We start from the raw sequence: 24,568 nt of genomic DNA on the forward strand, positions 1-24,568 counted from the left end.
ACCACAACAATGAGACAAACTTATGACATCACATTCGCCAAAGACCGCTTCCGTGCCGGTACTTCCCAGTTGGGCCGCGCTCCGTGCGCATTACGATCAGATTCGTGACGCCCGGTTGCGCGAATGGTTCGATCCGGCGCAGGACCATGCGCCCACGCGTGCCGAGCGCTACACATTCGACGGCGGCGGTCTATCGATCGATTTCTCCAAAAACCGCATTACCGACGAGACATTGAAACTGCTGACGCAGTTGGCACGCGACGCAGGGGTCGAAGCACGTCGCGATGCCGTATTCAAGGGCGACATTGCAAACCCGACCGAAGGACGTCAGGTATTGCATACCGCATTGCGGGCGACAGACCCGGCATCGCCGTATTTCGCGCAAGTGCAAGCCGAACGCAAGAAAATGGCGGCGTTCGCCGAGAAAGTACGGGGCGGCGAATGGCGCGGGTATAGCGGCAAGCCGATCCGGCACATCGTGAATATCGGGATCGGCGGTTCGGATCTCGGGCCGAAGATGGTTTGCCATGCGCTACATCATCTCGCGGATCCAGAGATCACGACGCACTTCGTATCGAACGTAGATGGCGCGGATCTGCAACGCGTGGTTGATCAAATCGATCCTGAAACGACGTTGGCCATTATCGTCTCGAAAACATTCACGACGCTGGAGACGATGACCAACGCACGCTCGCTGCGCCAATGGTTCGTACAAAACGGCTGCCCCGAGGACAAGTTGCATCATCACTTCGTTGGCGTCTCGGCAAATTCGAACGAAGTGGTCAAGTTCGGTATCGCTCGCGACAACGTCTTCGAAATGTGGGACTGGGTCGGTGGACGCTACTCCCTGTGGAGCGCGGTTGGCCTGTCGATCATGCTATCGGTTGGTCCGACACATTTCGATGCCTTGTTGGCTGGCGCGGCCGAAATGGACCAGCACTTCCGCGATACGCCACTGGAACGCAACCTCCCGGTGTTGATGGCCTTGATCGGCATCTGGTATCGCGATATCTTCGAATCGCAAAGCGTCTTGGTCGCCCCCTATTCCGAAGCGTTACACTACCTGCCTTCCTACTTGCAGCAGTTGGAGATGGAAAGCAATGGCAAGTCGGCGCGACTGGATGGCGATCCGGTGCGTGAACCCACTGCCGCGGTGATCTGGGGTGAGCCGGGAACGAATGGACAGCACGCGTTCTTCCAGATGCTGCACCAAGGCCCCACGCTGATACCGATTGATTTTATCGCTGTGCTGACGCCGGAACATCGCTTCGTCGACCATCATGCAAAATTGCTGGCCAACTGCTTTGCACAAAGCGAGGCATTGATGCTCGGCCGCACGCTGGAAGAAGCGCGCAAGATCGCCGGCCCGGACAACCCGGATCTGGCGCCGCACCTCGCCTTCCCCGGCAACCGTCCAAGCACGACGATCATTCTGGATGCATTGACGCCGCATGCTCTCGGTGCCCTGATTGCGCTCTACGAACAAAAGGTGCTCGTACAAGGCACCATCTGGAATATCAATTCGTTCGATCAATACGGCGTCGAGCTTGGCAAGGTGTTAGGCAAGGTCGTCGAGGCTGACCTCGAAGGCAAGAGCAACGGTCAACACGACTCGTCGACCAGCGCATTGATCGCGCGTGCGCGTGCGGCCCTTCAAGCAAACTAAAATACGCCATCGTCGCTACCGATATCACGCGCGATGTGGCCGGTAAAGCGGTCCCCGCTAGGCCGCGAGCAACTTGCCGGCGCGCATCGTGAGGATACGATCGCAGCGCCGTGCCAGTTGCAAGTCATGCGTGACGAGAACCAGCGTCGCGCCCTGGTTCCGGTTCATGTCGAACATCAGCGCGCTGACAGCCTCGCCCGTTGCCGCATCAAGACTCCCCGTGGGTTCGTCCGCGAAAAGCACTGATGGTGTGGTCACGAACGCGCGCGCCAGTGCTACCCGCTGTTGTTCGCCGCCCGACAAAACACGAGGATAGTGCGCGATACGCCCTCCCAGCCCCACCTGGTCAAGTAATGCCCTTGCTTGTTCACGTGCTTGCCGACGGGACACGTCACCCCGCAATTCAAGCGGTAGCATGACATTTTCAAGTGCGGTCAAATGCGGCATCAGTTGGAATGCCTGAAATACGAAACCCACACCTCGTGCGCGAACCGCCGCACGTGCATCCTCGTCGAGAGCGCCCAGTTCTTGACCAAGTAGACGGATGGTGCCGGCGCTGGCCGTATCCAACCCGGCAAGCAAGCCCAGCAACGTCGATTTTCCTGAACCTGACTCGCCGACGATCGCCACTGTTTCGCCTGCATCGACGTACATATCGATATCATCCAATATGGACAATTCACCGGATGCATCCACCACGCGCTTGCTGACGCCCTCCACTGCTATGACCCGACCCGATTCTTTCCGCATGGATTCCTGCATAAGTGCCCGCTTGTTTTCCCGCATGAAAACCCGCTTGAAGGTGGTCAGTAGACACTTGTCGACGGCGATCATGCGCCGACGGTCTGTCATGCCCGCCCCCGCTACCGTGATGGGCCTGGCACTCGCGCTTGCCTGTGGCATCACCACGCCATCGCTTTATGCGGGAGGCGCGCCACAATCCCGGATGGAACGCAAGCCCGGCGCAGAGGCAACCGTCCCACCGGAGGCCGCCTCCCAGACCATTCTAGTCTTGGGCGACAGTCTCTCCGCAGGCTACGGCCTGGCACCGAACACAGGCTGGGTGGCACTATTGCAGCAACGCCTTGCCGATAAGCCGTTGGGTAAAAATCATTATACCGTTGTCAATAGCAGCATCAGCGGGGACACAACGAGCGGCGGGCGAACCAGGCTGCCGAGCGCATTGTCGCGCACGCATCCTGCTGTTGTCATCGTCGAACTGGGCGCGAACGACGCGTTGCGAGGACTGCCAATGTCAGTGACGCGCGCAAACCTAGAGGCGATCATTGAAGCAAGCCAGGCGGCCGGTGCACGCGTCGTACTGGTCGGCATGCAAATTCCACCGAATTACGGACCGGTGTACACGCAAGCATTTTCTTCCCTCTTCCCAATGCTGGCAAAGCAGTATCACACCTCGCTGGTCCCATTCTTGCTTGAAGGTATCGCCGACAAACCGGAGATGTTCCAGGCGGATCAAATACATCCCCTGGCAAAAGCGCAACCGGTATTACTTGAAAACGTGTGGGCACCGCTGTCTCCGCTGTTGAAATGACCCGCTTTGGTGGGCGGAAGGCGCGGCGCCCGGTCACGATTGGCACGCTTTGGCACAACTACAAGGAGATGAAGACGTGAAATTTATACCGACCCTCATGGCAGCAGGTGCACTGGTCGCACTGGGCGCATGCGCAACCCATCAACCTACCATCAGCTCAGTAGGCAAGAGCGCGAAACCGCCGCAAGCCGTGGCACAGTGCATTGCACAAGGCTGGGCCGATAAGACCCAAACACCCATCGTCTCGCAAACGGCGATTGCCAATGATTTCGGCGTCGACGTACTGGTTCCCGGCCAACCACCGGGGGGGGACGCCGCCGTGGTTCGCCAGGCACCTGGTGGCCAGGGTACATGGGTTGGCTATCGCTCGACAACCAACGCGGCACCTGACCCATCCGTTACCGCAGCAATTAGTAGCTGCCTCTGATTTTCGGATTGCAACACAACGCATAGCCGACACCCGGTCGGCGGCAATCAAAAAACCATTGCTGCATCACCGATTCGCGGCCCTGCACATGCCGCGAATGGTAATAAGCAATGGTTTTTTTACGTCCTCGTGGCCGCTCAGTTTCCTGAGCCGCCATCCTGCTGCTGCGATATGTCACCGGACAGATCGTAGATCTTGACAGATGCACGCTTGCGTAACGCTGTGAGATAGGCGTCGTTTTCGGCTTGTCCTTCCATCTGGGAAAGCTGCGCTTCGATCTGCGTCACCTGCGCGGGGTCGGCGGCGGCACCGCTGCTTACCTTCGTGATTTCATAGATGGCATAGCCGCCATCTGGCACATCCACACCCACGAACACCGGCAGTTTGCTGGCGTCCGCCTTGAACACCTCGCTCAACACTGGCTGCGATAAACCCTGCGGGTTCGAACGTGTCACGGACGTCACTGGCGAAAAACCCGCGGTGCTCACGCTGTTTGGCGACTTGCGCAATGCCTCAAGCTTCGCGGCACCGTCCTTGCGCGCGAGCAACGATGCCTGCTCGTCGACCACCTTGTTGCGTGCCGCTTCCCGCACTTGATCGAACGGTTGCAACGCCGCTGCCTGATACGACGTTACCCGCGCCGATACCATCGTATTATTGCCAAGGTCGATCGCCGCCGTATTGTGCTTGCTCTTCAACGCGTCGTCGCTGAATACGGCTGCCAGCAGCTTGGGATTATTCGCCGGATCCGCTGCATTCGCATTCGGTGCCGGACGACGTGTCACCGTGGCTGTCTTGATTGCAAGGCCGTACTTGTCCGCGGCGGGCTTCAGACTATCCGCTTGCTCATAGACAGCATTCGAGAAGCCCTCTGTGTCGGCCGCGTACTTGTCCGTGCCAGCCTGTGCTTGCAGCGTCCGGACAATCGCGTCGCGTACGTCCGCCAGCGGTCGCGTGACCGTCGGCTTCGTATCGGTGACTTCGATGATGTGATACCCGAAATCCGATTGCACCAGATCGCTGATCTGTCCCTTTTGCAGGGCGAAAGCGGCGTCGGCAAAGGGCTTCACCATCATCGAATGATCGAAGAATCCGAGGTCCCCGCCCTTGTCGGCCGAGCCGGGATCCTCGGACTCTTTCTTGGCAATGGCCGCGAACCGGTCAGGATGCGCCTTCACTTCCTTCAGCACCTCCAGCGCATGCGCCTTCGCTTTCGCCCGCACGTCGGCACTGGCGTCCTTCGGCACGGCAATCAGGATATGACTCGCACGAACCTGGCCTTCGGATTGGTACTGTTTCAGATTGGCCTGGTAATACTTTTGAATGTCCGCATCACTCGGTACCGATGCCGCGGACAACGCCTGGGCGCTCAGCACGACGTATTCGATCCGCGCTTGTTCGGGCGTCGTGAAGTCCGCATGGTGGGCATCGTAGTAGGCTTTGATGTCCGCCTCGCTTGGCTGGGCCTGCGCTCGGTAATCCGCCGCTCGCAGGACGAGGCCTCGCACATCACGCTGCTGCGTGATCATGGCGTTCAGTGATTGCGCCAACGCCGCGGGAATGAATGCGGTATTGACGATGTTCTGTGCGATCTGCTGGCTTGCAAGCTGGAAACGCTGCATCTCATCGAGCTGCGGACCGCTGAGGCCTTGTGCCGCCAACAGTTGCGCATAAGCCTGCTGGTCGAAACTGCCGTCGGGGCGTTTCAAGGAGGCGATCGCCGGAATGCTCATGATCGACTGACGCACGGCGTTGTCACTGGCCGTGAGGTTCAAGTCGCGCGTGTTCTGTGCGACCAGTTGCTGCCGGATCATGTTATCAAGGATCGAGCGGCGCATTGCCGGGGTATCGAACGTCGATGCATCGTAGCTTGCACCCAGCATCTGCTGCGCCCGCTGGTTCTGGTCGCGCACCGCGGCATCGAATTGTTGTCGCGTGATGATGTCGCCATTGACCTTGGCCGCGTTGGCGCTGTCGTCCCACATGCCACGGAAACCCTGGATACCTACCAGGCCCAGACCAGGTACGACGAACAGCGCCAAGATGATCATCATCAGGCGGCGATGGCTACGGATGAAATCTAACATGCTTACCGAACCAGGAGGAAAGACCGAATATTACCTCAGGCGGCCTGCGCAGTCGTCGCGCGGGCCAACAAAACGAGGAATCCGCCGGCATATATCCTTCTGCCAGGCGCTAAAAACAAAAACCCGCAGAGCAAATGCCGTGCGGGTAGTCTTTTCTGCAGGCAGTGCGCCCACACAGAATGCACCGGGGAAAAATCTCATCTTTTCACGCGGCTGCGACGCTAGTTGCAATCGCGGCATCGCCGGCTCGAACGTGGTGGGTGCTGAGGGGCTCGAACCCCCGACCTACGCCTTGTAAGGGCGCCGCTCTACCAACTGAGCTAAGCACCCGTTCGAATGATTCGCAGCGAAGACCAAAATTATCGTCGTAATGAACTGTCACTGTCAAGCAAAATACGCACGAATCAACACCGGACATCCAAGGCAACCGCCGCACAGGCAACGGACCGTCGGCGACTCAATCATCCAGCAGCGATACGTCACGTACGGCGCCCTTGTCCGCTGACATCACCAGTTTGGCGTAGGCCTTCAATGCCGAGGAAACCTTGCGCGGGCGCGGATTGGCAGGCTTCCAGCCCTTGGCGTTTTGTTCGACCCGACGCTCAGCGAGTACCTCGTCGGACAGCAATACATCGATTGTGCGATTCGGAATGTCGATGCGGATACGATCACCATCGCGAACGAGACCGATTGCACCACCTGCTGCCGCTTCCGGCGAGCAATGCCCGATCGACAGACCGGACGTCCCACCGGAAAACCGGCCATCCGTCAGTAGCGCACATGCCTTGCCCAGACCCTTTGACTTGATATAGCTCGTGGGATAAAGCATTTCCTGCATCCCCGGACCGCCCTTCGGACCTTCATATCGGACGATCACGACATCCCCCGCCTGCACCTTGCCCGCAAGGATGTTCTCCACTGCTTCGTCCTGCGATTCCGTGACGTGCGCGGTCCCTTCGAACACCAGGATGCTTTCGTCCACGCCAGCCGTCTTCACGACACAGCCGTCACGGGCGATGTTGCCGGTCAGGACGGCGAGCCCGCCCTCCTTGGAGAACGCGTGTTCATATGAACGGATGCAACCCTCGGCGCGATCCAGGTCCAGGCTCGGCCAACGCGTGTTCTGGCTGAACGCCACCTGCGATGGGACACCTGCCGGACCCGCCATGTAAAACGTGCGAACCGCTTCATCCTTGCTCCGGACGATGTCCCACTGGTCGAGTGCATCTTTCAACGTGGGCGTATGCACCGTTGGCACATCGGTGTGCAGTTTGCCTGCACGATCGAGTTCGCCCAGAATCGCCATGATGCCGCCGGCACGATGTACATCCTCGATATGATACTTGTTGGTATTTGGCGCGACCTTGCACAATTGCGGCACGATGCGTGACATCCGGTCGATATCGGCCATCGTGAAGTCGATCTCCGCTTCGCGGGCAATGGCCAGCAAATGCAGGATCGTGTTCGTCGAGCCGCCCATCGCGATATCCAACGTCATCGCATTTTCGAATGCCTTGAAACCCACCGAGCGTGGCAGCACGCGCGTATCTTCCTGCTCATAATACCGACGCGCCAGACCGACGATGCCCTGGCCTGCCCGCTTGAACAGTTGCTCACGGTCCGCATGCGTCGCGACAACAGTGCCGTTCCCCGGCAGCGACAAGCCCAACGCCTCGGTCAGGCAATTCATCGAGTTCGCGGTGAACATGCCCGAACACGAACCGCACGTCGGGCACGCGGAGCGCTCGACTTCCGCGACGTCCGCGTCCGAATACGATGTGTCCGCGGCAATCACCATTGCATCGACCAAGTCGAGCTTCTTGAACTCCATCGTCTTGGTAACCGGATTCGCCAGGCGCGTCTTTCCCGCTTCCATCGGCCCCCCCGAAACGAAGATGACCGGAATGTTTAGCCGCATGGCGGCCATCAACATGCCTGGGGTGATCTTGTCGCAATTGGAAATGCATACCATCGCATCCGCGCAATGGGCATTGACCATGTATTCAACAGAGTCGGCGATGATGTCGCGGCTCGGCAGTGAATACAGCATGCCATCGTGTCCCATCGCGATGCCATCATCAACGGCGATCGTGTTGAATTCCTTGGCGACACCGCCAGCGGATTCGATCTCGCGTGCAACGAGTTGGCCCAAGTCCTTCAGATGGACGTGACCCGGGACGAATTGCGTAAACGAGTTGACTACCGCAATGATCGGCTTGGAGAAATCCTCGTCTTTCATGCCGGTGGCACGCCACAGCGAGCGTGCCCCGGCCATGTTGCGGCCGGCGGTAGAAGTTTTAGAACGGTATGCGGGCATGATAGGGACAGATAAAAATCGCGAAAAGGAACCGGGCCTTGGGATGCGGCCCCTTGTGCGCCCTTGCGAACAACCTCTTGAGCCGCACCATGGGCAAACCTCCTGATTATACTCCCCCGCTCTCAGGGACGCGCCTGGCCGCCATCAACTGCTGAACAGCCATGCATCCATACTTGTGCGGGTAACGACCACCGCGTGGGCAAAAAAAAACCGCGATCTCTCTTCGAAATCGCGGTTTTCATGCGGCAAGCGCCCTACTCGATACAACACGCTTTGATGCAGGAGGCGGCACGCCCTAAGGCCCGCCGGCCAGCATCAATGCTTCACAACACCGCTGGTGGGGCGCGGCTCCGCCGCGGCTTCCGCTACGGGTACTTCTTTCGGCTCTTCATCCGGCAGCGCGTCAGGCACCCGTTCCAACGCCATTTCCAGCACCTTGTCGATCCAGCGGACTGGTACGATCTCGATGTTGTTCTTCACGTTGTCCGGAATGTCCGCCAGGTCCTTGACGTTGTCTTCCGGAATCAGCACCAGCTTGATACCGCCACGATGCGCCGCCAGCAGCTTTTCCTTCAAGCCGCCGATCGGCAATACTTCGCCACGCAACGTGATTTCACCGGTCATCGCCACATCCGCGCGAACCGGAATGCCAGTCAGTACAGACACCATGGCCGTCGTCATCGCCGCGCCGGCGGACGGACCATCCTTAGGCGTCGCCCCTTCCGGCACGTGGATATGCATGTCACGCTTCTCGAACGCGTCGTCTCGTACCCCCAGCTTGCGAGCACGGCTACGCACGACCGACCGCGCGGCTTCCACGGATTCCTTCATCACGTCGCCAAGCGAACCCGTCCGAATAACCGCGCCCTTGCCAGGCATCGTCGCCGCTTCGATGGTCAGCAAGTCGCCGCCCACTTCCGTCCACGCAAGACCCGTCACCTGACCGACTTGGTTTTCCTTTGCTGCCAGGCCAAAATCCACCTTGCGCACGCCCAGGAACGTGTCGAGATTCGTGCTATTGACGGTGACCGATTTCTCGTCCTTCTTTAGCAGCAGCAACTTCACGACCTTACGGCAAATCTTCGAGACTTCACGTTCGAGCGACCGTACGCCCGCTTCACGCGTGTAGTAACGAATGATGTCGCGAACCGCACTCTCCTCGACAACGATCTCGCCTTCCCTGAGACCATTGTTCTTTTTCTGCTTCGGCAGCAAGTAACGCTGCGCGATGCTGACCTTCTCGTCCTCCGTATAACCGGACAAGCGGATCACTTCCATCCGATCCAGCAACGGCGGCGGAATGTTCAGAGAGTTCGAGGTCGCAACGAACATCACATCGGACAGATCGAAATCCACCTCAACATAGTGATCCGCAAACGTATGATTCTGTTCCGGGTCAAGCACTTCCAACAACGCTGACGACGGATCACCGCGGAAATCCATGCCCATCTTGTCGACTTCGTCGAGCAGGAACAGCGGATTACGCACAGCCACCTTCGACAGGCTTTGAAGGATCTTGCCCGGCATCGAGCCAATATATGTCCGGCGATGCCCACGGATCTCGGCCTCATCGCGCACGCCGCCCAATGCCATGCGGACAAACTTGCGGTTTGTTGCTCGCGCAATGGACTGGCCGAGCGATGTCTTACCAACACCCGGCGGCCCGACCAGACAAAGAATCGGGGCTTTTACCTTATCTACCCGTTGCTGGACCGCCAGATATTCCAGAATGCGTTCCTTGACCTTCTCAAGACCGTAATGATCTTCGTCCAATACCTTTTCGGCATTCGCCAGGTCGTTGTTGACCTTGCTCTTCTTGCGCCATGGCAAGCCTACCAGAATGTCGATGTAATTGCGCACCACCGTCGCTTCCGCCGACATCGGTGACATCAGCTTCAGCTTCTTCAACTCCGCATCGGCTTTCTTCTTGGCTTCCTTCGGCATCTTGGCATTGACGATGCGCTTCTCGAGTTCTTCGAGATCCGCCCCTTCCTCGCCTTCTCCGAGTTCCTTCTGAATCGCCTTGACCTGCTCGTTCAGGTAGTACTCGCGCTGGCTCTTCTCCATCTGACGCTTCACACGTCCACGGATACGCTTTTCCACCTGCAGAATGTCGATTTCCGACTCGAGCTGCCCAAGCAGGTGCTCAAGTCGCTCGATGACGGGCATCATCTCCAGCACATTCTGCTTTTGGTCCAGCTTGAGCGGTAGATGCGCGGCGATTGTATCCGCCAAGCGACCCGCGTCGTCAATGCCTGACAGCGAGGTCAGAATCTCCGGCGGGATTTTCTTGTTCAGTTTGACGTATTGATCGAATTGGGAAACGATCGCGCGGCGCAGCGCTTCCGTTTCGGCGCTATCGGCACGATCCGGGTCGAGCGGCAGCGCTTCGCAAGTGAATTGCGTTTCTTCTTCTTCGATCGATATCGTCTTCGCGCGCTGAATACCTTCCACCAGCACCTTGACGGTGCCATCGGGCAGTTTCAGCATTTGCAGGATGTTGGCAACACACCCTACCTCATGCAGATCTTTTGCAGTCGGTTCGTCCTTGGCCGCGGCTTTCTGAGCAACAAGCATGATGTGCTTGCCGCCTTCCATCGCGGACTCAAGGGCCTTGATCGATTTCGGACGCCCAACGAACAGCGGAATTACCATGTGCGGAAACACCACCACGTCCCGCAGCGGGAGCAGCGGCAGGCGGGTGGGTTCCGACGGGAGGAGTTGGGTTCCTGACATTTTCATTTCCCCATGAATGGAATCGGGTTTGAACCTAGTTGGGGTCGTTTGCGACCGCTTTCAAGAGCATCCTGCCCGGAAACCGGGAAGGCGTACCATTGTCAAGCGATCGCGGGAACGCAACGGGACAAAGAACGAAGATGCCGGTTAGGACGACGGGGCACATTTTTACGACAATCCGCACCATCGAGAGGTTGACGATAAGAACACGTAAAACAATTCGCCGGAGACCGGCCATGACGACAAGTCATACATCATATTGCCGGAGGCGCGCTGGTCGGCCGCTGGTGCACACCATCCAACACCATGAGTGACCATCCGCCGACCGGGCCGCGATCCAGGATCAGTTTGATCCCGAGACGCGTGGCGTTTCTTCATAAATCAACAGCGGCTTTCCGTCACCTTCGATGACATTCGCATCGATGATGACTTTTGAGACACCCTCGTACGTCGGCAACTCGTACATCGTGTCCAGTAACGCCTGCTCCAGGATAGACCGCAAACCGCGTGCCCCGGACTTGCGCCGAATCGATTTGCGCGCAATGGCATGCAGCGCATCGGGACGCAATTCGAGCTCGACGCGCTCCATCGCGAACAGCTTCTGATACTGTTTGACCACCGCATTCTTCGGCTCGATCAAAATCCGGATGAGTGCTTCCTCGTTCAGCGATCCAAGCGTCGCTACCACAGGCAAACGGCCGATCAGCTCTGGAATCAATCCAAACTTGATCAGGTCCTCGGGTTCGACTTCCTGGAGCACCTCGCCAGAGTCCCGCTCGAGCGCGGTCTTTACCGCCGCACCAAAACCAATGCCGGTCTTTTCGGTGCGGTCGACAATCACTTTTTCCAAGCCATCGAACGCACCGCCGCACACGAAAAGAATATTCGTCGTGTCTACCTGGATGAAATCCTGGTTAGGATGCTTGCGCCCCCCTTGGGGTGGCACCGAGGCCATGGTGCCCTCGACCAATTTCAACAATGCCTGCTGCACGCCTTCCCCCGATACATCACGGGTAATGGACGGATTGGCCGACTTGCGGCTGATCTTGTCGATTTCGTCGATGTAGACAATGCCGCGCTGTGCCTTCTCGACTTCATAATTGCAGTTCTGCAGCAACTTCTGAATGATGTTTTCGACATCCTCGCCAACATATCCAGCTTCTGTCAGCGTAGTCGCATCGGCGATCACAAACGGCACGTCAAGCAGTCGCGCCAATGTCTGTGCGAGCAATGTCTTTCCCGAACCGGTTGGTCCGATCAGCAGGATGTTACTCTTGGAGAGTTCGACGTCGTTACCGCCCGGCGCGAGATGCTTCAGGCGTTTGTAGTGGTTGTGCACCGCCACCGCCAGGATCTTCTTGGCACGCTCCTGACCGATCACATACTGATCGAGGATCGTCCTGATCTCCTGCGGCGCCGGCAGTCCGGACTTCGCACTGTTGGATTCGTCTCCCGCACCGCTCGCCTCATCGCGAATGATCTCGTTGCAGAGATCGATACATTCGTCGCAAATGAACACCGAGGGGCCCGCGATCAGCTTCTTGACCTCGTGCTGGCTTTTGCCGCAAAACGAACAGTACAGCAGCTTTTCGCCGCTCGTTACCTTCTTGTCCGCCATAAGTATTCATGCCTCCGGACATGTTGACTTCATCATACGCCGATTCATCGGAAGCGGTAGGAAATGCGCATTCCGCGCCCCTCTACACGAACCATCCGGTCGAATAGGGATGCACCACCCGCCGGCCCTCGGCGACAATCCGACGTGGGCACAAGCCCTTCTCGCTATCGACAAATCGTTGATTCATCGCTTATTTCTCGCGCCGCAATGGTCAGGCGCCGAGCAACGAAGACCGCCACGCCTGTCATGATCGCGTGCTACGCCATGAGAACGCGACATCCGCGGCCGAGCGAAATGCATCTGGAAAACAACGCAAACAGATGCATTTTTGCGACTGACACGGCGAAAAACCCCATTCCTGGCAGTTTCAATCGCGAATGCGATGGTACCTGTACACCGCGCCGCCACGACGTTGGCTGGATCGAAACGTACTGACAGGGATAGGATTAAAACGCGAAACCAGGCGCGCGGCTTCCGCCGCCCCCTGGCGCGTCCCATCCTTTACCGTGTCGAGATCGATCGCAATAAGGGCAGCCCAATCCGGTAAATGCTACCGACTTAGCGCCCGTCATCCCGACCCCCCCCCCGCCGGATGACGTACCCGTGAGCAACATCAGGGCCGCTTCGCCAACACCTCATCGATAAGGCCATAATCTTTCGCGGACTCACTGGACATGAAGTTATCGCGATCGGTATCGCTGGCGATCCGCTCGATTGGCTGGCCTGTGTGATGCGAAAGCAGCGCGTTCAGGCGCTCCTTCAAGTACAGGATTTCGCGCGCCTGAATCTCGATGTCGGACGCCTGCCCGCGCGCACCACCCAGCGGCTGGTGAATCATCACGCGTGCATTGGGCAGCGCACGACGCATGCCCTTCTCACCGGCAGCCAACAGGAAGGCGCCCATGCTCGCTGCAAGGCCCATGCATAGCGTGGATACCTTCGGCTTGATGAATTGCATCGTGTCGTATATTGCCATCCCGGCAGACACCGAACCGCCTGGACTATTGATATATAGCGAGATTTCCTTGTCGGGATTCTCGCTTTCCAGAAACAGCATCTGCGCCACGACAACATTGGCCGTCTGATCGTTCACTTCGCCCACCAGGAAGATGACGCGTTCCTTTAGCAGACGGGAATAAATGTCATACGCGCGTTCACCGCGACCGCTGGTCTCCACCACCATCGGCACCAGGCCGAGTGCCTTCGGTTCCAGGTCGGAAGCCGCGCGGGCGCCGTCAATTGCGGCGGAACCCCACTGCGCGGGATACTGCCAATTTTCGCGAAACGTCATGCGATCGATCCTTTGCGAGTATGTCTAGCAGGAATGAAACGTCTGAACCGGTGTCTCCGCATCGAAGCGCACCGACGCGCATTGTCATCGTCACCCGCCCACGACAACAACCCGCGCACGTTCACCGGAGCGTACGGCCTTGCCGCCATGATACGCGGCTCGGACCATTCTTTCCTATATGGGGCCGTGCCCCGCACTTCACAATAGCCACGCGGCGCGATACATTGCCGCCACGCGGCATAGCGCACCGTACAAACGACAAAGGCGCGCCGCGGAAATCCGTGGTGCGCCCCCGCCGTGCGCTCATGCAACGTCGCTAGGGTCAGTGAGATCCCCGATCAGGCCGTTGCGCCCAGCTTTTCAAAAGGCACTTCCTCGTCCGTCACCTTTGCTCGCGACGTCACGAATTCAACGACGTTATTCTCGACAACATACGCTTCCATTTCGGACAACCGTTGTTGATTCGAGTAATACCAACGCACGACTTCCTTCGGATCTTCGTAGCTCTTCGCGAACTCTTCCACTTCCTTTCGGATCTGGTCCGGCTTTGCCTTCAAGTCGTTGGCTGCTACCAGCTCGGCCAGGATCAGACCCAGTTTGACGCGGCGCTCCGCCTGCTCGCGGAACATTTCCGCCGGAATCGGTGCATCCTTCGCGTTCGGCACGCCCCGTTGCTCCAGGTCCTGCCGCGCCAGTTCCACCAAGCGTTGCTGATCTTGTTCCACCAGCGCCTTCGGCACTTCCAGGTCCGTCGCCAGCTTCAACAACGCATCCATCACGCTGTTCTTCAACTCCGCCTGGGCACGACGCTTCGCTTCGCGCTCAAGATTATCCTTTACTTCCGTGCGCATCTTGTCGATGTCGCCGTCGGCCACACCCAGCGTCTTGGCGAACTCTCCGTCAAGCTCCGGCAACTGCGGCAGTTCGATCTGCTTGATCGTGACGGTGAACTGCGCGGTCTTACCGGCAACATCCTTACCGTGGTAGTCCTCTGGAAAGGCCAGGTCGAACTCGCGCGACTCACCGACACCCAAACCAATCGATGCCTTCTCGAATTCCGGCAGCATCCGGCCTTCACCCAGCGTGAAGACGAAATCTTCCGCCGAACCTCCGGCGAATGCCTCACCGTCGATCTTGCCGACGAAATCGACCGTCACCCGGTCTCCGTCCGCCGCCTTCTCGCCTTCGCCGCGCGGCGCGAACGTCACGCGCTGCTTGCGCAGGATATCCAGCGTGCGCGTCACTTCGTCATCACCGATATTGGTGACGGTGCGCTTCACTTCCGCCGTGGCAACGTCACCAAGCGTGATCTCGGGGTAGACCTCGAATGTCGCGTCAAACGCGATAGCGGCTTCGTCTGCGCCCTCGGCGGACACCTTCGGCTCGAAACGCGGTTGACCCGCAACCTTGAGTTTTTCGGCCTGCTGCACCTCGAAGAAAGCGCTGCCGACCTTGTCGCTCAGCACTTCCGCCTGGACTTGACCACCATATTGCGATGCAACCACCTTCATTGGCGCCTTGCCGGGGCGAAAGCCCGGCATGCGGAAGGTTTTCGCGATTTGACGCAGACGACCGTCAACCTCTTGCTGCACCGCATCGCGCGGCACCGAGATCGTGACGCGCCGTTCGAGCTTGCCGAGCGTTTCTACAACGTTTGCCATGGATTCCGATCCGTTCTCTTAAATTCTCGCCCGGGCGGTAGCGCCGCCTAACTCGCGCGGCCTTTCCGATGCCAAGATCCGCTAGGACCTGGATATCGCTGGAAAAACCGTTTGCATCACACCACGCAAAACGGCGTGGCGCGCGCCCAGGGCTTGTGCATTGAGCGTTAAAGCGCTCTATTCTAGCAAACTATTCCGCCGCTTCCGACGATTTCGCGGGCCGCCCGGGCATCCGCGGTCCCACATCGCCTTGCCGGCCATGCGCGCCACTGTCGCCAGAAGCATCGGCCCAGTAATTGATGCGCGGGTTGGCGATCTCAATGCCGAGTTCGCGGAAACGCTCGTAGATGCGTTTGTTAAACGCACGCTGCACGCCCCAGCGACCTCTGTCGAGACAGCGGAATTGGCCTGCCACGGTAACCGATGCGCCGTCGACCGCGTCGACACCCCAGATCTCCAGATCGTTGATGATCAGGTCCTTGAAATCCGGGTCCTCGCGCATGGCCGCACCCATTTTCTTCAGTTCGGCAATGACGCGGTCAACATCGGTATCGTAGGCACAACTCACGCGAACAGCCGCGTTGCCCAACCCTCGATTTACATTGTTCACCGTGGAGACCGAACTGAACGGCACGATGTATAAAGACCCGTCGCTACCCCGCAGGCGCACGGTCCGAATCGACAAGTTCTCGACGTTGCCGGAGACACCGGCCACCGTCACATAGTCGCCTACCTGCATGGCATTTTCCATCAGCAGGAAAATCCCGGTGATGAAATCCTGCACCAGCTTCTGCGAGCCAAATCCGAGCGCCACGCCGATGATGCTGGCCCCCGCGAGCAATGGCGTGGTGTTGATGCCAATCTCATTCAACGCGGTGAGCCCAACGATCAGGAGAATACAGATGAACAGGCTCGTGCGGAGCATTGGCAGCAACGTACGCAGGCGCGCCGCGCGAACCGTGTCGCCACGATCATGCCAACGTTTCAGGCGCCGCTCCACCCCGATATTCGCGGACTCCCACACAAAGACGGCGATAAGCGCCGCGATGCCGATCGTCAGCATCGCCGATGTCAGGTTGCGTCCAACGGTACCCCGCGTAAACCACGCAATCGCGTCATACCCCCACGCCTGGAGCAACGTGACACCCGCGCACACGATCAGTAACGCCGTCACGACCGCCCGGATGATGGGGTAATAGCGATTCGTGAGTTTGGCGCTGGCGCTGACCTCCTCCTCCTCATCCCGCGCCTCGCGGCGGAATAGACGCCCCAACCCACCCAACAACACGATTGCCAGCAAGCGGGCACCCACGATGATGCCCACCGTCGTGCCGATAAAATGCACGAGTTTCTGAAAACCGTCCTCCACGCCCAGCGCAAAGACCACCCAGACCGTGATGACGACAAAACACCCGAAAATAGGCCACACGTCCGCCAGCCAACGCCGGACGCCGGCAACCGATCCCTTGGCATCCCTGGCTCCCGCGATCGCACGGCCGGCGGCGTCACGCGTTCGCAAGATCAGCACCACGATGCACGTGTGAACGATCAGCGAAACCAGCTTCATGAATGCGATCTGGCCCTGATGACTTGCACCAAACGCCGCCCCCGCTTTCACCAGCGCGACACCGAACGCCGCGACGACGATGACGGCCCGCACCCAGCGTTCAACAACTTCGGCGGTATCTCGCGTCACATCGAGCAACCGCATGCCCCTGGCGTCCGCAGCGAACAAGAGCCGGATCACGATCATGGTGACGCGCGTCGTTAGATACGCATCGATGAAAGCGTCGGTCATATCGTCGATGCGTGCGCTGTCGACGTCGACCCAGCGCAGCATCAGTCCCGCGGCGAAGAAGAACAGCAACGGCGGCAGCAACTCGACGAGCAGCATCGCTATCGCGAACGGGGCATGTCGCAGCGTGCTCCAGTGCCGCGCGGATTCGGCGGCCGCCTTGCGCGCCGCCTCGATCATCTGGGGATCATCCTTGTCATCACCACCATCACGCTGCGCTTTCCCCGACTTGCCGGCATGATCCTCGTCGTCATCCGTGCGCACGGGTACGCCATCGCCGGCATCCACCGGCACCGCTTCGATGCGCTCCTCTCCGTCAACAACGGTCAGCACGAGGGCGACGTCAGTGGGCACGCCTTTCGTTGCGCCCTCTGCCGCGGGAACAGCGCCCGCCTGCGTGGCCTTCGTCGCGACGGCCCCGACCTTGTCGCGATCGATGGGCAACGTCGTATGCGCATCATCAGTGGACGGCGTGCCGCCGCTTTTGGCGGCATCGTCCCCGCGTTCCCGGCTGGCTGCCTCCGCGGCGGCCTGCGCCAGCCTTTCGTCACGGGCCTCCTGGATCTCACGCTTGCGCGCCGCCATTTCACGCGCGCGCTCCCGTGAGATTGCACGAAGCTCTACCGCATCGGCCTGACGCACGAGCGCCGCCCGCGGCCGCTTCAACGCAAAGCGCAACCCCCACTCCAATGCCAGGCCCACGACGAAAACGGCGCCGAGCGCCTCCAGACTTTGCCAGCCAAGGGATTGTCCGCGCGAGGTGCTGAACGTTGCGGCCAGCCATGCCAGGAATGCCGGAAAAGTCACGACCGACTGTGCGACTTTTTGGATCTGATCGCTCATCCCGTCCGCCCAATGCGCCACTAGGCGCAGCAACTGCGCAATCAGGCCATTTGCCTCGAGTGGTGCGCTGGCGGATGCCGCCGATGCCGCCGACGCCGAGGAGGTTGCCACCGCGCTCGTCGCCGCTGCGGCCGGTGCTGATGACGTGGATGCAACCGGTTGCGGGGCGACGGGTGCAACAACCGAGGCCGCATGCGGGGCAGAGGTGGCTGCGCCACTTGCCGCATTGGCGCCCAGGGCGGGTGCGGCCGGCGACACCGCCGCGATGGCCTGTAGCGTATGCACCGCTTCTTCCCGCTCACGACTGTCTTGCAGCACCCGCAGCGCACGCTGCGCCGTCGCGGGGGATACATCACTCGCGGTGAGAATCGGGCGCGCCGAGGCGGCACTCGACGCCTGCGTATCCGACGCCGCTGGTGGCACGCCGCTGGCCGCCAGCGCACTGCCGTGCGCATCGACCGTATCCGTTGGCATTGCCGTGCCGGACGCCGGTGCCGACGGCGTGGCGGTTGACATGAATGGATCATGACGCGCGCTCGCGGCAGACGCAGCGGCGCTGGACATGCCCTGCGCGTTGACTGGCGATGTCGACAGACCCAACGCGAAGAGCGCGGTGATCGACAGCATCGCCATGCGGGAGCACACGCTCCCAAAGGCATGGCGACCCAGGCCCGGAGAATCATGAGGCAAGGCGATATCGGCATCTGCGGCGCGCATGCAAGGCGTCACGATGGATGCGGAAGACAAAAAACGTATAGACATCGGATGTCGCGTAAGACGCGGTGCGCAAGCACCGCGATGGTCCGTGGACAGAGCAATGAGAACCGAACCCGCCTTCTTAAATCGATGGCGACAACCCCACAGCATCGATCGAGACAGGCACATCACTCATTGATCCTCTAATCTTATTGTTACAGCTTTTCCCACCCTCGCGGCGATTGCCGTTTTGCAAGACATATTCCGAAACGTCTGAACCGCTTGATCGCCACTTTTTTACAAAAGAAGACAGAAATACACCGTTGCACCGGAAACGCCTAATAAAACGCACATCAATTTTATGCGATTGCATGGAAAAGCAGTGTTGGCAACCATCCCGGAAGATTGGCAACCTCGGATTTCGTCAGCGTAATTTGTACTGCTCGGACGAACCCTGCGCGCATTTTGTTTCGGTTCATGGCAAGATTGGCGTACAAATTGCTTGATGAGACCGGTAGTTCTGGCAAACTCCCGGTCGCGAGCCAATCGCGATCCAGGCATTTGCTGGAACGCATAAAAACACGCGGCGTGCGGGTTGCCGCAGGATCAACACAGCGCGGCATGCCGGCTTAAGGCCGGATGCCGCAGGAGACAGCATTTGAATACATTATCGGCAACGGCGCCTAACGCTTCGCGCGCCAAAGTCATTTTTACGTGTGTGATGGCCGCTCTCGCCGGCCTTCTTTTCGGCCTGGACATTGGCGTAATCTCAGGTGCCTTGCCGTTTATCGCGAAGACCTATGAGATTTCCGACAAGATGCAGGAGTGGATTGTCAGCTCCATGATGTTCGGCGCCGCCGTTGGGGCCGTGCTGGCGAGCTACCTCTCCTGGCAACTGGGCCGAAAGTACTCGCTGGTACTGGGCGCCATCCTTTTTGTCGGGGGCTCGCTGATTTGTGGCTTTGCTTGGTCGCCTACGGCGCTGATCTTCGGGCGGATCATACTAGGCCTGGCAGTGGGTATCGCGTCATTCACCGCACCGCTATACCTGTCCGAGATCGCACCCCACTCGGTGCGCGGCGCGATGATTTCGCTGTATCAGTTGATGATCACGGTGGGTATTCTTGCCGCGTTCATTTCGAACACGGCGCTATCGGCTACCGGTAACTGGCGCTGGATGCTAGGCGTGATCGCGTTCCCTGCGGCATTGCTCCTGTTGGGCGTGCTCGTGTTGCCACGCAGCCCCCGTTGGTTGATGATGCGCGGGCGCGAACAGGAAGCGTTCGACGTGCTGCTGCAATTGCGCCCCGACCGTGAAACGGCGCAGCAGGAAGTGAATGAAATCAAGGAGCAATTGCGTGTCAAACAGGAAGGATTTTCCTTGCTGAAGGCCAATCCGAACTTCCGTCGCTCGATCGGGCTGGGCATCTTGCTGCAAGTCATGCAACAGTTGACCGGCATCAACGTGGTCATGTACTACGCACCGCGTATTTTCGGCTTGGCGGGCTACGATAGCGCCCACGATCAATTGATGGGCACGGTGCTGGTCGGCGCGGTCAACGTCGCTGCCACCTTTATCGCAATCGGCCTGGTCGATCGCTGGGGCCGCAAGCCGATCCTCTACACGGGCTTTGTCGTCATGGCGGCGGGCATGGGCACGCTGAGTCTGTTGCTGCACCTCGGCGTGCATACGCCGGCACAACAAATGACGGCGGCCGCAACCCTGCTGATCTTCATCATCGGCTTCGCCATGTCGGCAGGTCCGCTGATCTGGATCCTCTGTTCGGAAATCCAACCGACCAAGGGCCGTGATTTCGGGATTGGCATCTCCACGTTCACCAACTGGATCGCCAACATGGCAGCCGGCGCAACGTTCCTGACGTTTATCAACGACTATGGTGCACCAGCGACATTTGCCGGTTACGCCGTCATGAATGCGATCTTCATCCTTCTCACGATTTTCCTGGTGCCGGAAACGAAAGGGGTATCGCTCGAACATATCGAACGCAACTTGTTCGCGGGCAAGGCTCTGCGCAACCTCGGCCGCTAATCCGCGCGCAATCGAGACGATGCGAATGCGCCCCTCCCGTATCGATGGGGACGGCCGCCTTCCCTGCGGGACGGAGGGCTCTGGCGGCCGGACAAAATGATTAGCTGCCCAGCCGCCGCTCTGGTATACTCGCCGGCTGTTCATGGAGCGTCTGGCGATGCGACATGAACAAGCGTGCGAGGATGGCGAAATTGGTAGACGCACCAGGTTTAGGTCCTGACGCCAGCAATGGTGTGCGGGTTCGAGTCCCGCTCCTCGCACCATAAATTTGCATCAGCGCAATTACTTGCGCTGACGATGGGTTGAAGGCGTACTACAGCGTTAGTATGTCTTCGACCCATTTTTGCTTTTATTCGCCATCAAGCTGGGCCCTCTCCATGCCTGTTGCCTCTCGATAGCCGGAAAAATTCAGTCTCTTCCCGCGTGAATCCAATCGATTATTGTCAGCAGCAAGCGGCCCCTCCAGGCTCTCCCGCGTACTATGCGCTACGCTACGCGTCCCTGTCGCAACGGCCACTATTCATGCCGTTGTTCACGCTACGCCAGGAATGGGAGGACACGGTAACGCAGGCGAGTGATCCATCGATCGCTCAAGCCAAGCTCGCCTGGTGGGCACAGGAAATAGCGACAGCCGCCAGCGCCGATCCAGGCCGGCCGCCTACCCATCCTGCCACGCAGGCCCTGGCAACCGCGCCCGGTGGCTGGCTGCCACGACTGGCGCCGCTGCTGATCGCCGTTATCGACGCCCATCGCGAGGATGTGGAAAAGGCGCGCTATCTGGATTTTGCGGCCTTGCAACGCCACTTCCGGGAAAGCAGTGGACGCATCGCCGGCATACTGGCGTATTGCAGCGATGCCGCCAACGGCGAGCCCGATCGTCAGCATACGCCCACGCTATCGAATACCGGCCGTGCACCGCGACTCGATACGTCGATAATGCAAGGCCCGGACACGTCCAGTAGCAGCGCACCGGCCTTGACCGATGCCGACCTGCCGGAATGGGCGATCGCATTGGGCGCTGCCACCCGGCTTGCGAACGTGATCACGTTGATTGGCGATCATGCACGGCATGGGCGTATTTATTTGCCAGTTGATGACATGCAAACGCATCAGGTCCCGGCCTCGGACGTCCTCAACCGACGCTATACACCGGCCATGTTGGCGCTGCTCCTGGAACAAGCAAATCGCGCCCGGGACGGGTTGCTTGCTGCTCGTGCAGCCGCGCCTGCCATTCCACGGCAACGCAGGCGACACCACAGGGTTCTACTTGCCGAAGCAGCGATGGCGCAGCGTTTGCTTGACGAGGTTCTGCGCGATGGCGTACAAGTTTTACATCAGCGCATTGCGCTGACACCCGTGCGCAATCTCCTCGCGTCCTGGTGGGGCTCCAGGTAAGGCCGGTCGCACGCATCCACGCGACCGCTCACTGGGGAGACTCGCATCGCTGTTTGCCGCAAGCGCGCCAGGCAAGAGTCGTGACACAATGTCGGAGGGATGTTCGCTAACGTTCGGGCCGGCGTAAGGGGTTACGCAACACGCCTTTCGGGGCGCGGTCCGGGTGATGGTCATCCAACGCATGGCGCGGGAAAGGCTGACGGCCTCCGGCGCCATTGGTAAATCACGTAACGCTTTGTAAATCCGTTCATTTTGCAAATCGTACACGCGGCAAAACCGCGATAAGATGACGACATGGAAAATAAAAGCCCATCAAAAATACTTGTCGTCGATGACGATCCCCGTCTTCGCGACCTGCTGCGCCGCTACCTCGGGGAACAAGGCTTCAACGTCTACGTGGCGGAAAATGCCCCGTCGATGAACAAGCTTTGGGTTCGCGAGCGATTCGATCTACTCGTTCTGGATCTGATGCTTCCCGGCGAAGACGGCCTGTCCATCTGCCGCCGTCTGCGTGGCGGAAATGACCGTACGCCCATCATCATGTTGACCGCGAAAGGCGAAGACGTCGATCGTATCGTCGGCTTGGAAATGGGTGCGGACGATTATCTGCCAAAGCCGTTCAATCCGCGCGAGCTGGTGGCCCGTATCCACGCGGTGCTGCGCCGCCGCGCGCCGGCCGAACTACCGGGCGCACCGTCGGAAACCACCGAGGTATTCGAATTCGGCGAATTCTCGCTGAATCTGGCTACCCGCACGCTTACGAAGGCCGGACAGGAAATCCCGCTAACGACGGGTGAATTTTCAGTGCTGAAGGTATTTGCCCGCCATCCACGCCAACCTTTGTCACGCGAAAAACTGATGGAACTGGCGCGCGGCCGCGAATACGAGGTCTTTGATCGTAGCCTGGACGTGCAAATCTCCCGTTTGCGCAAGTTGGTCGAACCCGATCCTAGCAGTCCGCGTTTTATCCAAACGGTCTGGGGCCTGGGGTACGTCTTCATCCCCGACGGAGCAGCGTAAGTCTTGGTCAGAATCGATCGGCGTCTGCTGTCGCTGGCTTTCGGCGGTCTGTTCTGGCGCACGTTCCTGCTGATCGCGCTCCTGATTACCGTTAGCCTGACCGCCTGGTTCCAGAGCTTCCGCGTGATCGAACGCGAGCCACGTGCGCAGCGCGTGGCGCTCCAACTCGTCTCCATCGTCAAACTGACTCGTACCGCGTTGCTGTATTCGGATCCGGACTTGCGTCGCGCGTTGCTGCAAGACCTGGAAAGCAATGAAGGGGTGCGGGTCTATCCGCGCGAAACGGCTGACCGATTCACGCGGCAGCCCGACGATCCCGTCAATCGGCTGATCGAACTCGAACTGCGCAAACGCCTCGGCGACGACACCGCCATTGCGTCGTCGGTCAACGGGATCCCCGGGGTATGGATCAGTTTCAAGATCGACGATGACGATTATTGGGTGTCCCTGAATCGAGACCAACTCGACAACGCCTCGGGACTCCAATGGCTAGGATGGGGGGTGTTCGCCTTGGCGCTGTCGCTCTTCGGCGCCGCGTTCATTACAAGTCTTGTCAATCGTCCTTTTGCCCGCCTCGCACGCGCCGCACGGAAAGTCGGTTCGGGACAGATGCCGGAACCGCTACCGGAACGGGGCCTCGGCGTGGCCGCCGATACCAATCGCAGCTTCAACCAGATGGTGCGGGACCTCGAACAATTGGAGACGGATCGCGCGCTGATGCTCGCAGGCATTTCGCACGATCTGCGTACTCCGCTCGCGCGACTGCGTCTTGAGACCGAGATGAGCCCCGCCGACGAGGCGACCAAGGACGCCATGGTCGATGACATCGAGCAGATGGACCGCATCATTGGTCGCTTCCTCGATTATGCTCGCCCCGGCCAGCGTGGCATGGAGCGTTTCGACCTTACCGGCATGTGCCGCGACATCGCCGCGCGGCTCGGTAGCGATGACCAGGTGATACTCGAAGCTCTTGAACTGGTGGAGGACGTGGTCGTCGAGGCCGAGCCGACCGATATGCGAAGAATCGTCGACAACCTCGTCGAGAATGCAAAGAAATATGGTCGAAGTGAGGACGGTAAAACCCATGTATCGCTACGGCTGGCCGCGACCGCCGACGACCGGGCGATACTGACCGTGGCCGATGCTGGCGCCGGCATTCCGGAAGCACAACTGCCGCTGATCACCCGCCCGTTCTATCGCGTGGATGAAGCACGGACCAAGGCGGACGGCACCGGACTCGGCATGGCCATCGTGCAACGCCTGGTGACGCGGCACCGCGGGATGATGCGCCTTGCCAATCGCGACCCCGGGCCAGGGCTGGAAATCACGCTGGTCTTCCCCATCGTGCATCAGGCTGGCAGCCCTGCAGGAGGGCTTGCGACCAGCGGCGATGCGTTAGCCTGATCCAGGCGCG

The 24,568-nt window shown here is 59.5% G+C and carries 15 protein-coding genes and 2 tRNA genes; 8 read left to right on the forward strand and 9 right to left on the reverse strand.

Annotated elements, in window-relative coordinates; all coding sequences use genetic code 11:
• Positions 1–22: 22 nt before the first annotated feature.
• A complete protein-coding gene (gene pgi, locus WM40_RS12790; RefSeq protein WP_024902993.1) occupies positions 23–1,666 on the forward strand; it encodes a glucose-6-phosphate isomerase in 1,644 nt (547 codons plus the stop codon).
• A 57-nt stretch (positions 1,667–1,723) separates the two neighbouring features.
• On the opposite strand, the gene WM40_RS12795 is transcribed toward pgi, so the two are convergent.
• Positions 1,724–2,416, reverse strand: coding sequence for an ABC transporter ATP-binding protein (locus WM40_RS12795; RefSeq protein WP_024902994.1), 693 nt, complete (start codon positions 2,414–2,416; stop codon positions 1,724–1,726).
• Positions 2,417–2,516: 100 nt separating this feature from the next.
• Here WM40_RS12795 and WM40_RS12800 point away from each other — a divergent pair, with 100 nt between their 5' ends.
• The gene (locus WM40_RS12800; protein WP_390174000.1) at positions 2,517–3,218 is read left to right on the forward strand and encodes an arylesterase; all 702 of its coding nucleotides are present in this window, start codon (positions 2,517–2,519) and stop codon (positions 3,216–3,218) included.
• Positions 3,219–3,294: 76 nt separating this feature from the next.
• The gene (locus WM40_RS12805) at positions 3,295–3,645 is read left to right on the forward strand and encodes a hypothetical protein (protein WP_024902995.1); all 351 of its coding nucleotides are present in this window, start codon (positions 3,295–3,297) and stop codon (positions 3,643–3,645) included.
• 137 nt (positions 3,646–3,782) lie between these two features.
• Here WM40_RS12805 and WM40_RS12810 read toward each other — a convergent pair whose 3' ends face one another.
• The 8 genes from WM40_RS12810 to WM40_RS12850 all read right to left on the reverse strand — a co-directional run bounded on the left by WM40_RS12810 (position 3,783) and on the right by WM40_RS12850 (position 18,755).
• The gene (locus WM40_RS12810) at positions 3,783–5,732 is read right to left on the reverse strand and encodes a SurA N-terminal domain-containing protein (protein WP_024902996.1); all 1,950 of its coding nucleotides are present in this window, start codon (positions 5,730–5,732) and stop codon (positions 3,783–3,785) included.
• A 254-nt stretch (positions 5,733–5,986) separates the two neighbouring features.
• Positions 5,987–6,062 (reverse strand) — tRNA-Val (locus WM40_RS12815).
• Between the two features lie 127 nt (positions 6,063–6,189).
• Positions 6,190–8,049, reverse strand: a complete 1,860-nt coding sequence (gene ilvD / locus WM40_RS12820) for a dihydroxy-acid dehydratase (RefSeq protein ID WP_046153040.1) — start codon at positions 8,047–8,049, stop codon at positions 6,190–6,192.
• 315 nt (positions 8,050–8,364) lie between these two features.
• Positions 8,365–10,785 carry an endopeptidase La gene (gene lon / locus WM40_RS12825; protein WP_024902998.1) on the reverse strand — a complete coding sequence of 807 codons (2,421 nt, stop codon included), beginning with the start codon at positions 10,783–10,785 and terminating at the stop codon, positions 8,365–8,367.
• 343 nt (positions 10,786–11,128) lie between these two features.
• Positions 11,129–12,403: an ATP-dependent Clp protease ATP-binding subunit ClpX gene (gene clpX / locus WM40_RS12830; RefSeq protein ID WP_046153041.1), complete on the reverse strand. Its 1,275-nt coding sequence runs from the start codon at positions 12,401–12,403 to the stop codon at positions 11,129–11,131.
• Between the two features lie 613 nt (positions 12,404–13,016).
• Positions 13,017–13,694 carry an ATP-dependent Clp endopeptidase proteolytic subunit ClpP gene (clpP, locus tag WM40_RS12840; protein WP_046153042.1) on the reverse strand — a complete coding sequence of 226 codons (678 nt, stop codon included), beginning with the start codon at positions 13,692–13,694 and terminating at the stop codon, positions 13,017–13,019.
• Positions 13,695–14,032: 338 nt separating this feature from the next.
• Positions 14,033–15,355, reverse strand: coding sequence for a trigger factor (gene tig / locus WM40_RS12845; RefSeq protein WP_036009241.1), 1,323 nt, complete (start codon positions 15,353–15,355; stop codon positions 14,033–14,035).
• A gap of 190 nt (positions 15,356–15,545) precedes the next feature.
• Entirely contained in the window at positions 15,546–18,755 is a 3,210-nt protein-coding gene (locus WM40_RS12850; RefSeq protein ID WP_157685790.1) for a mechanosensitive ion channel domain-containing protein, read from the reverse strand.
• 592 nt (positions 18,756–19,347) lie between these two features.
• Between WM40_RS12850 and WM40_RS12860 the strand changes: the two genes are divergently transcribed.
• The 5 genes from WM40_RS12860 to WM40_RS12880 all read left to right on the forward strand — a co-directional run bounded on the left by WM40_RS12860 (position 19,348) and on the right by WM40_RS12880 (position 24,558).
• Positions 19,348–20,739, forward strand: coding sequence for a sugar porter family MFS transporter (locus tag WM40_RS12860; protein WP_024903004.1), 1,392 nt, complete (start codon positions 19,348–19,350; stop codon positions 20,737–20,739).
• A 176-nt stretch (positions 20,740–20,915) separates the two neighbouring features.
• Positions 20,916–21,002: transfer RNA gene (locus tag WM40_RS12865), tRNA-Leu, on the forward strand.
• 160 nt (positions 21,003–21,162) lie between these two features.
• On the forward strand, positions 21,163–22,134 hold the full coding sequence (locus tag WM40_RS12870) for a squalene/phytoene synthase family protein (RefSeq protein ID WP_046153044.1): 972 nt from the start codon (positions 21,163–21,165) through the stop codon (positions 22,132–22,134).
• A gap of 294 nt (positions 22,135–22,428) precedes the next feature.
• The gene (gene ompR / locus WM40_RS12875) at positions 22,429–23,154 is read left to right on the forward strand and encodes an osmolarity response regulator transcription factor OmpR (RefSeq protein WP_024903006.1); all 726 of its coding nucleotides are present in this window, start codon (positions 22,429–22,431) and stop codon (positions 23,152–23,154) included.
• A 3-nt stretch (positions 23,155–23,157) separates the two neighbouring features.
• Positions 23,158–24,558 (forward strand): ATP-binding protein, encoded by a 1,401-nt coding sequence (locus WM40_RS12880; protein ID WP_046153045.1) that lies wholly within the window; start codon positions 23,158–23,160, stop codon positions 24,556–24,558.
• The last annotated feature ends 10 nt before the right edge of the window (positions 24,559–24,568 follow it).

This window comes from Robbsia andropogonis, assembly GCF_000970345.1.
GTDB lineage: Bacteria > Pseudomonadota > Gammaproteobacteria > Burkholderiales > Burkholderiaceae > Robbsia > Robbsia andropogonis.

Coding starts and splice junctions, on each gene's coding strand:
- lon (WP_024902998.1), bottom strand. CDS start 10,785: ATGTCAGGAACCCAACTCCTCCCGTCGGAACCCACCCGCCTGCCGCTG.
- WM40_RS12850 (WP_157685790.1), bottom strand. CDS start 18,755: ATGTCTATACGTTTTTTGTCTTCCGCATCCATCGTGACGCCTTGCATG.
- clpX (WP_046153041.1), bottom strand. CDS start 12,403: ATGGCGGACAAGAAGGTAACGAGCGGCGAAAAGCTGCTGTACTGTTCG.
- clpP (WP_046153042.1), bottom strand. CDS start 13,694: ATGACGTTTCGCGAAAATTGGCAGTATCCCGCGCAGTGGGGTTCCGCC.
- WM40_RS12810 (WP_024902996.1), bottom strand. CDS start 5,732: ATGTTAGATTTCATCCGTAGCCATCGCCGCCTGATGATGATCATCTTG.
- WM40_RS12800 (WP_390174000.1), top strand. CDS start 2,517: ATGCCCGCCCCCGCTACCGTGATGGGCCTGGCACTCGCGCTTGCCTGT.
- WM40_RS12795 (WP_024902994.1), bottom strand. CDS start 2,416: ATGCGGAAAGAATCGGGTCGGGTCATAGCAGTGGAGGGCGTCAGCAAG.
- pgi (WP_024902993.1), top strand. CDS start 23: ATGACATCACATTCGCCAAAGACCGCTTCCGTGCCGGTACTTCCCAGT.
- tig (WP_036009241.1), bottom strand. CDS start 15,355: ATGGCAAACGTTGTAGAAACGCTCGGCAAGCTCGAACGGCGCGTCACG.
- ilvD (WP_046153040.1), bottom strand. CDS start 8,049: ATGCCCGCATACCGTTCTAAAACTTCTACCGCCGGCCGCAACATGGCC.
- ompR (WP_024903006.1), top strand. CDS start 22,429: ATGGAAAATAAAAGCCCATCAAAAATACTTGTCGTCGATGACGATCCC.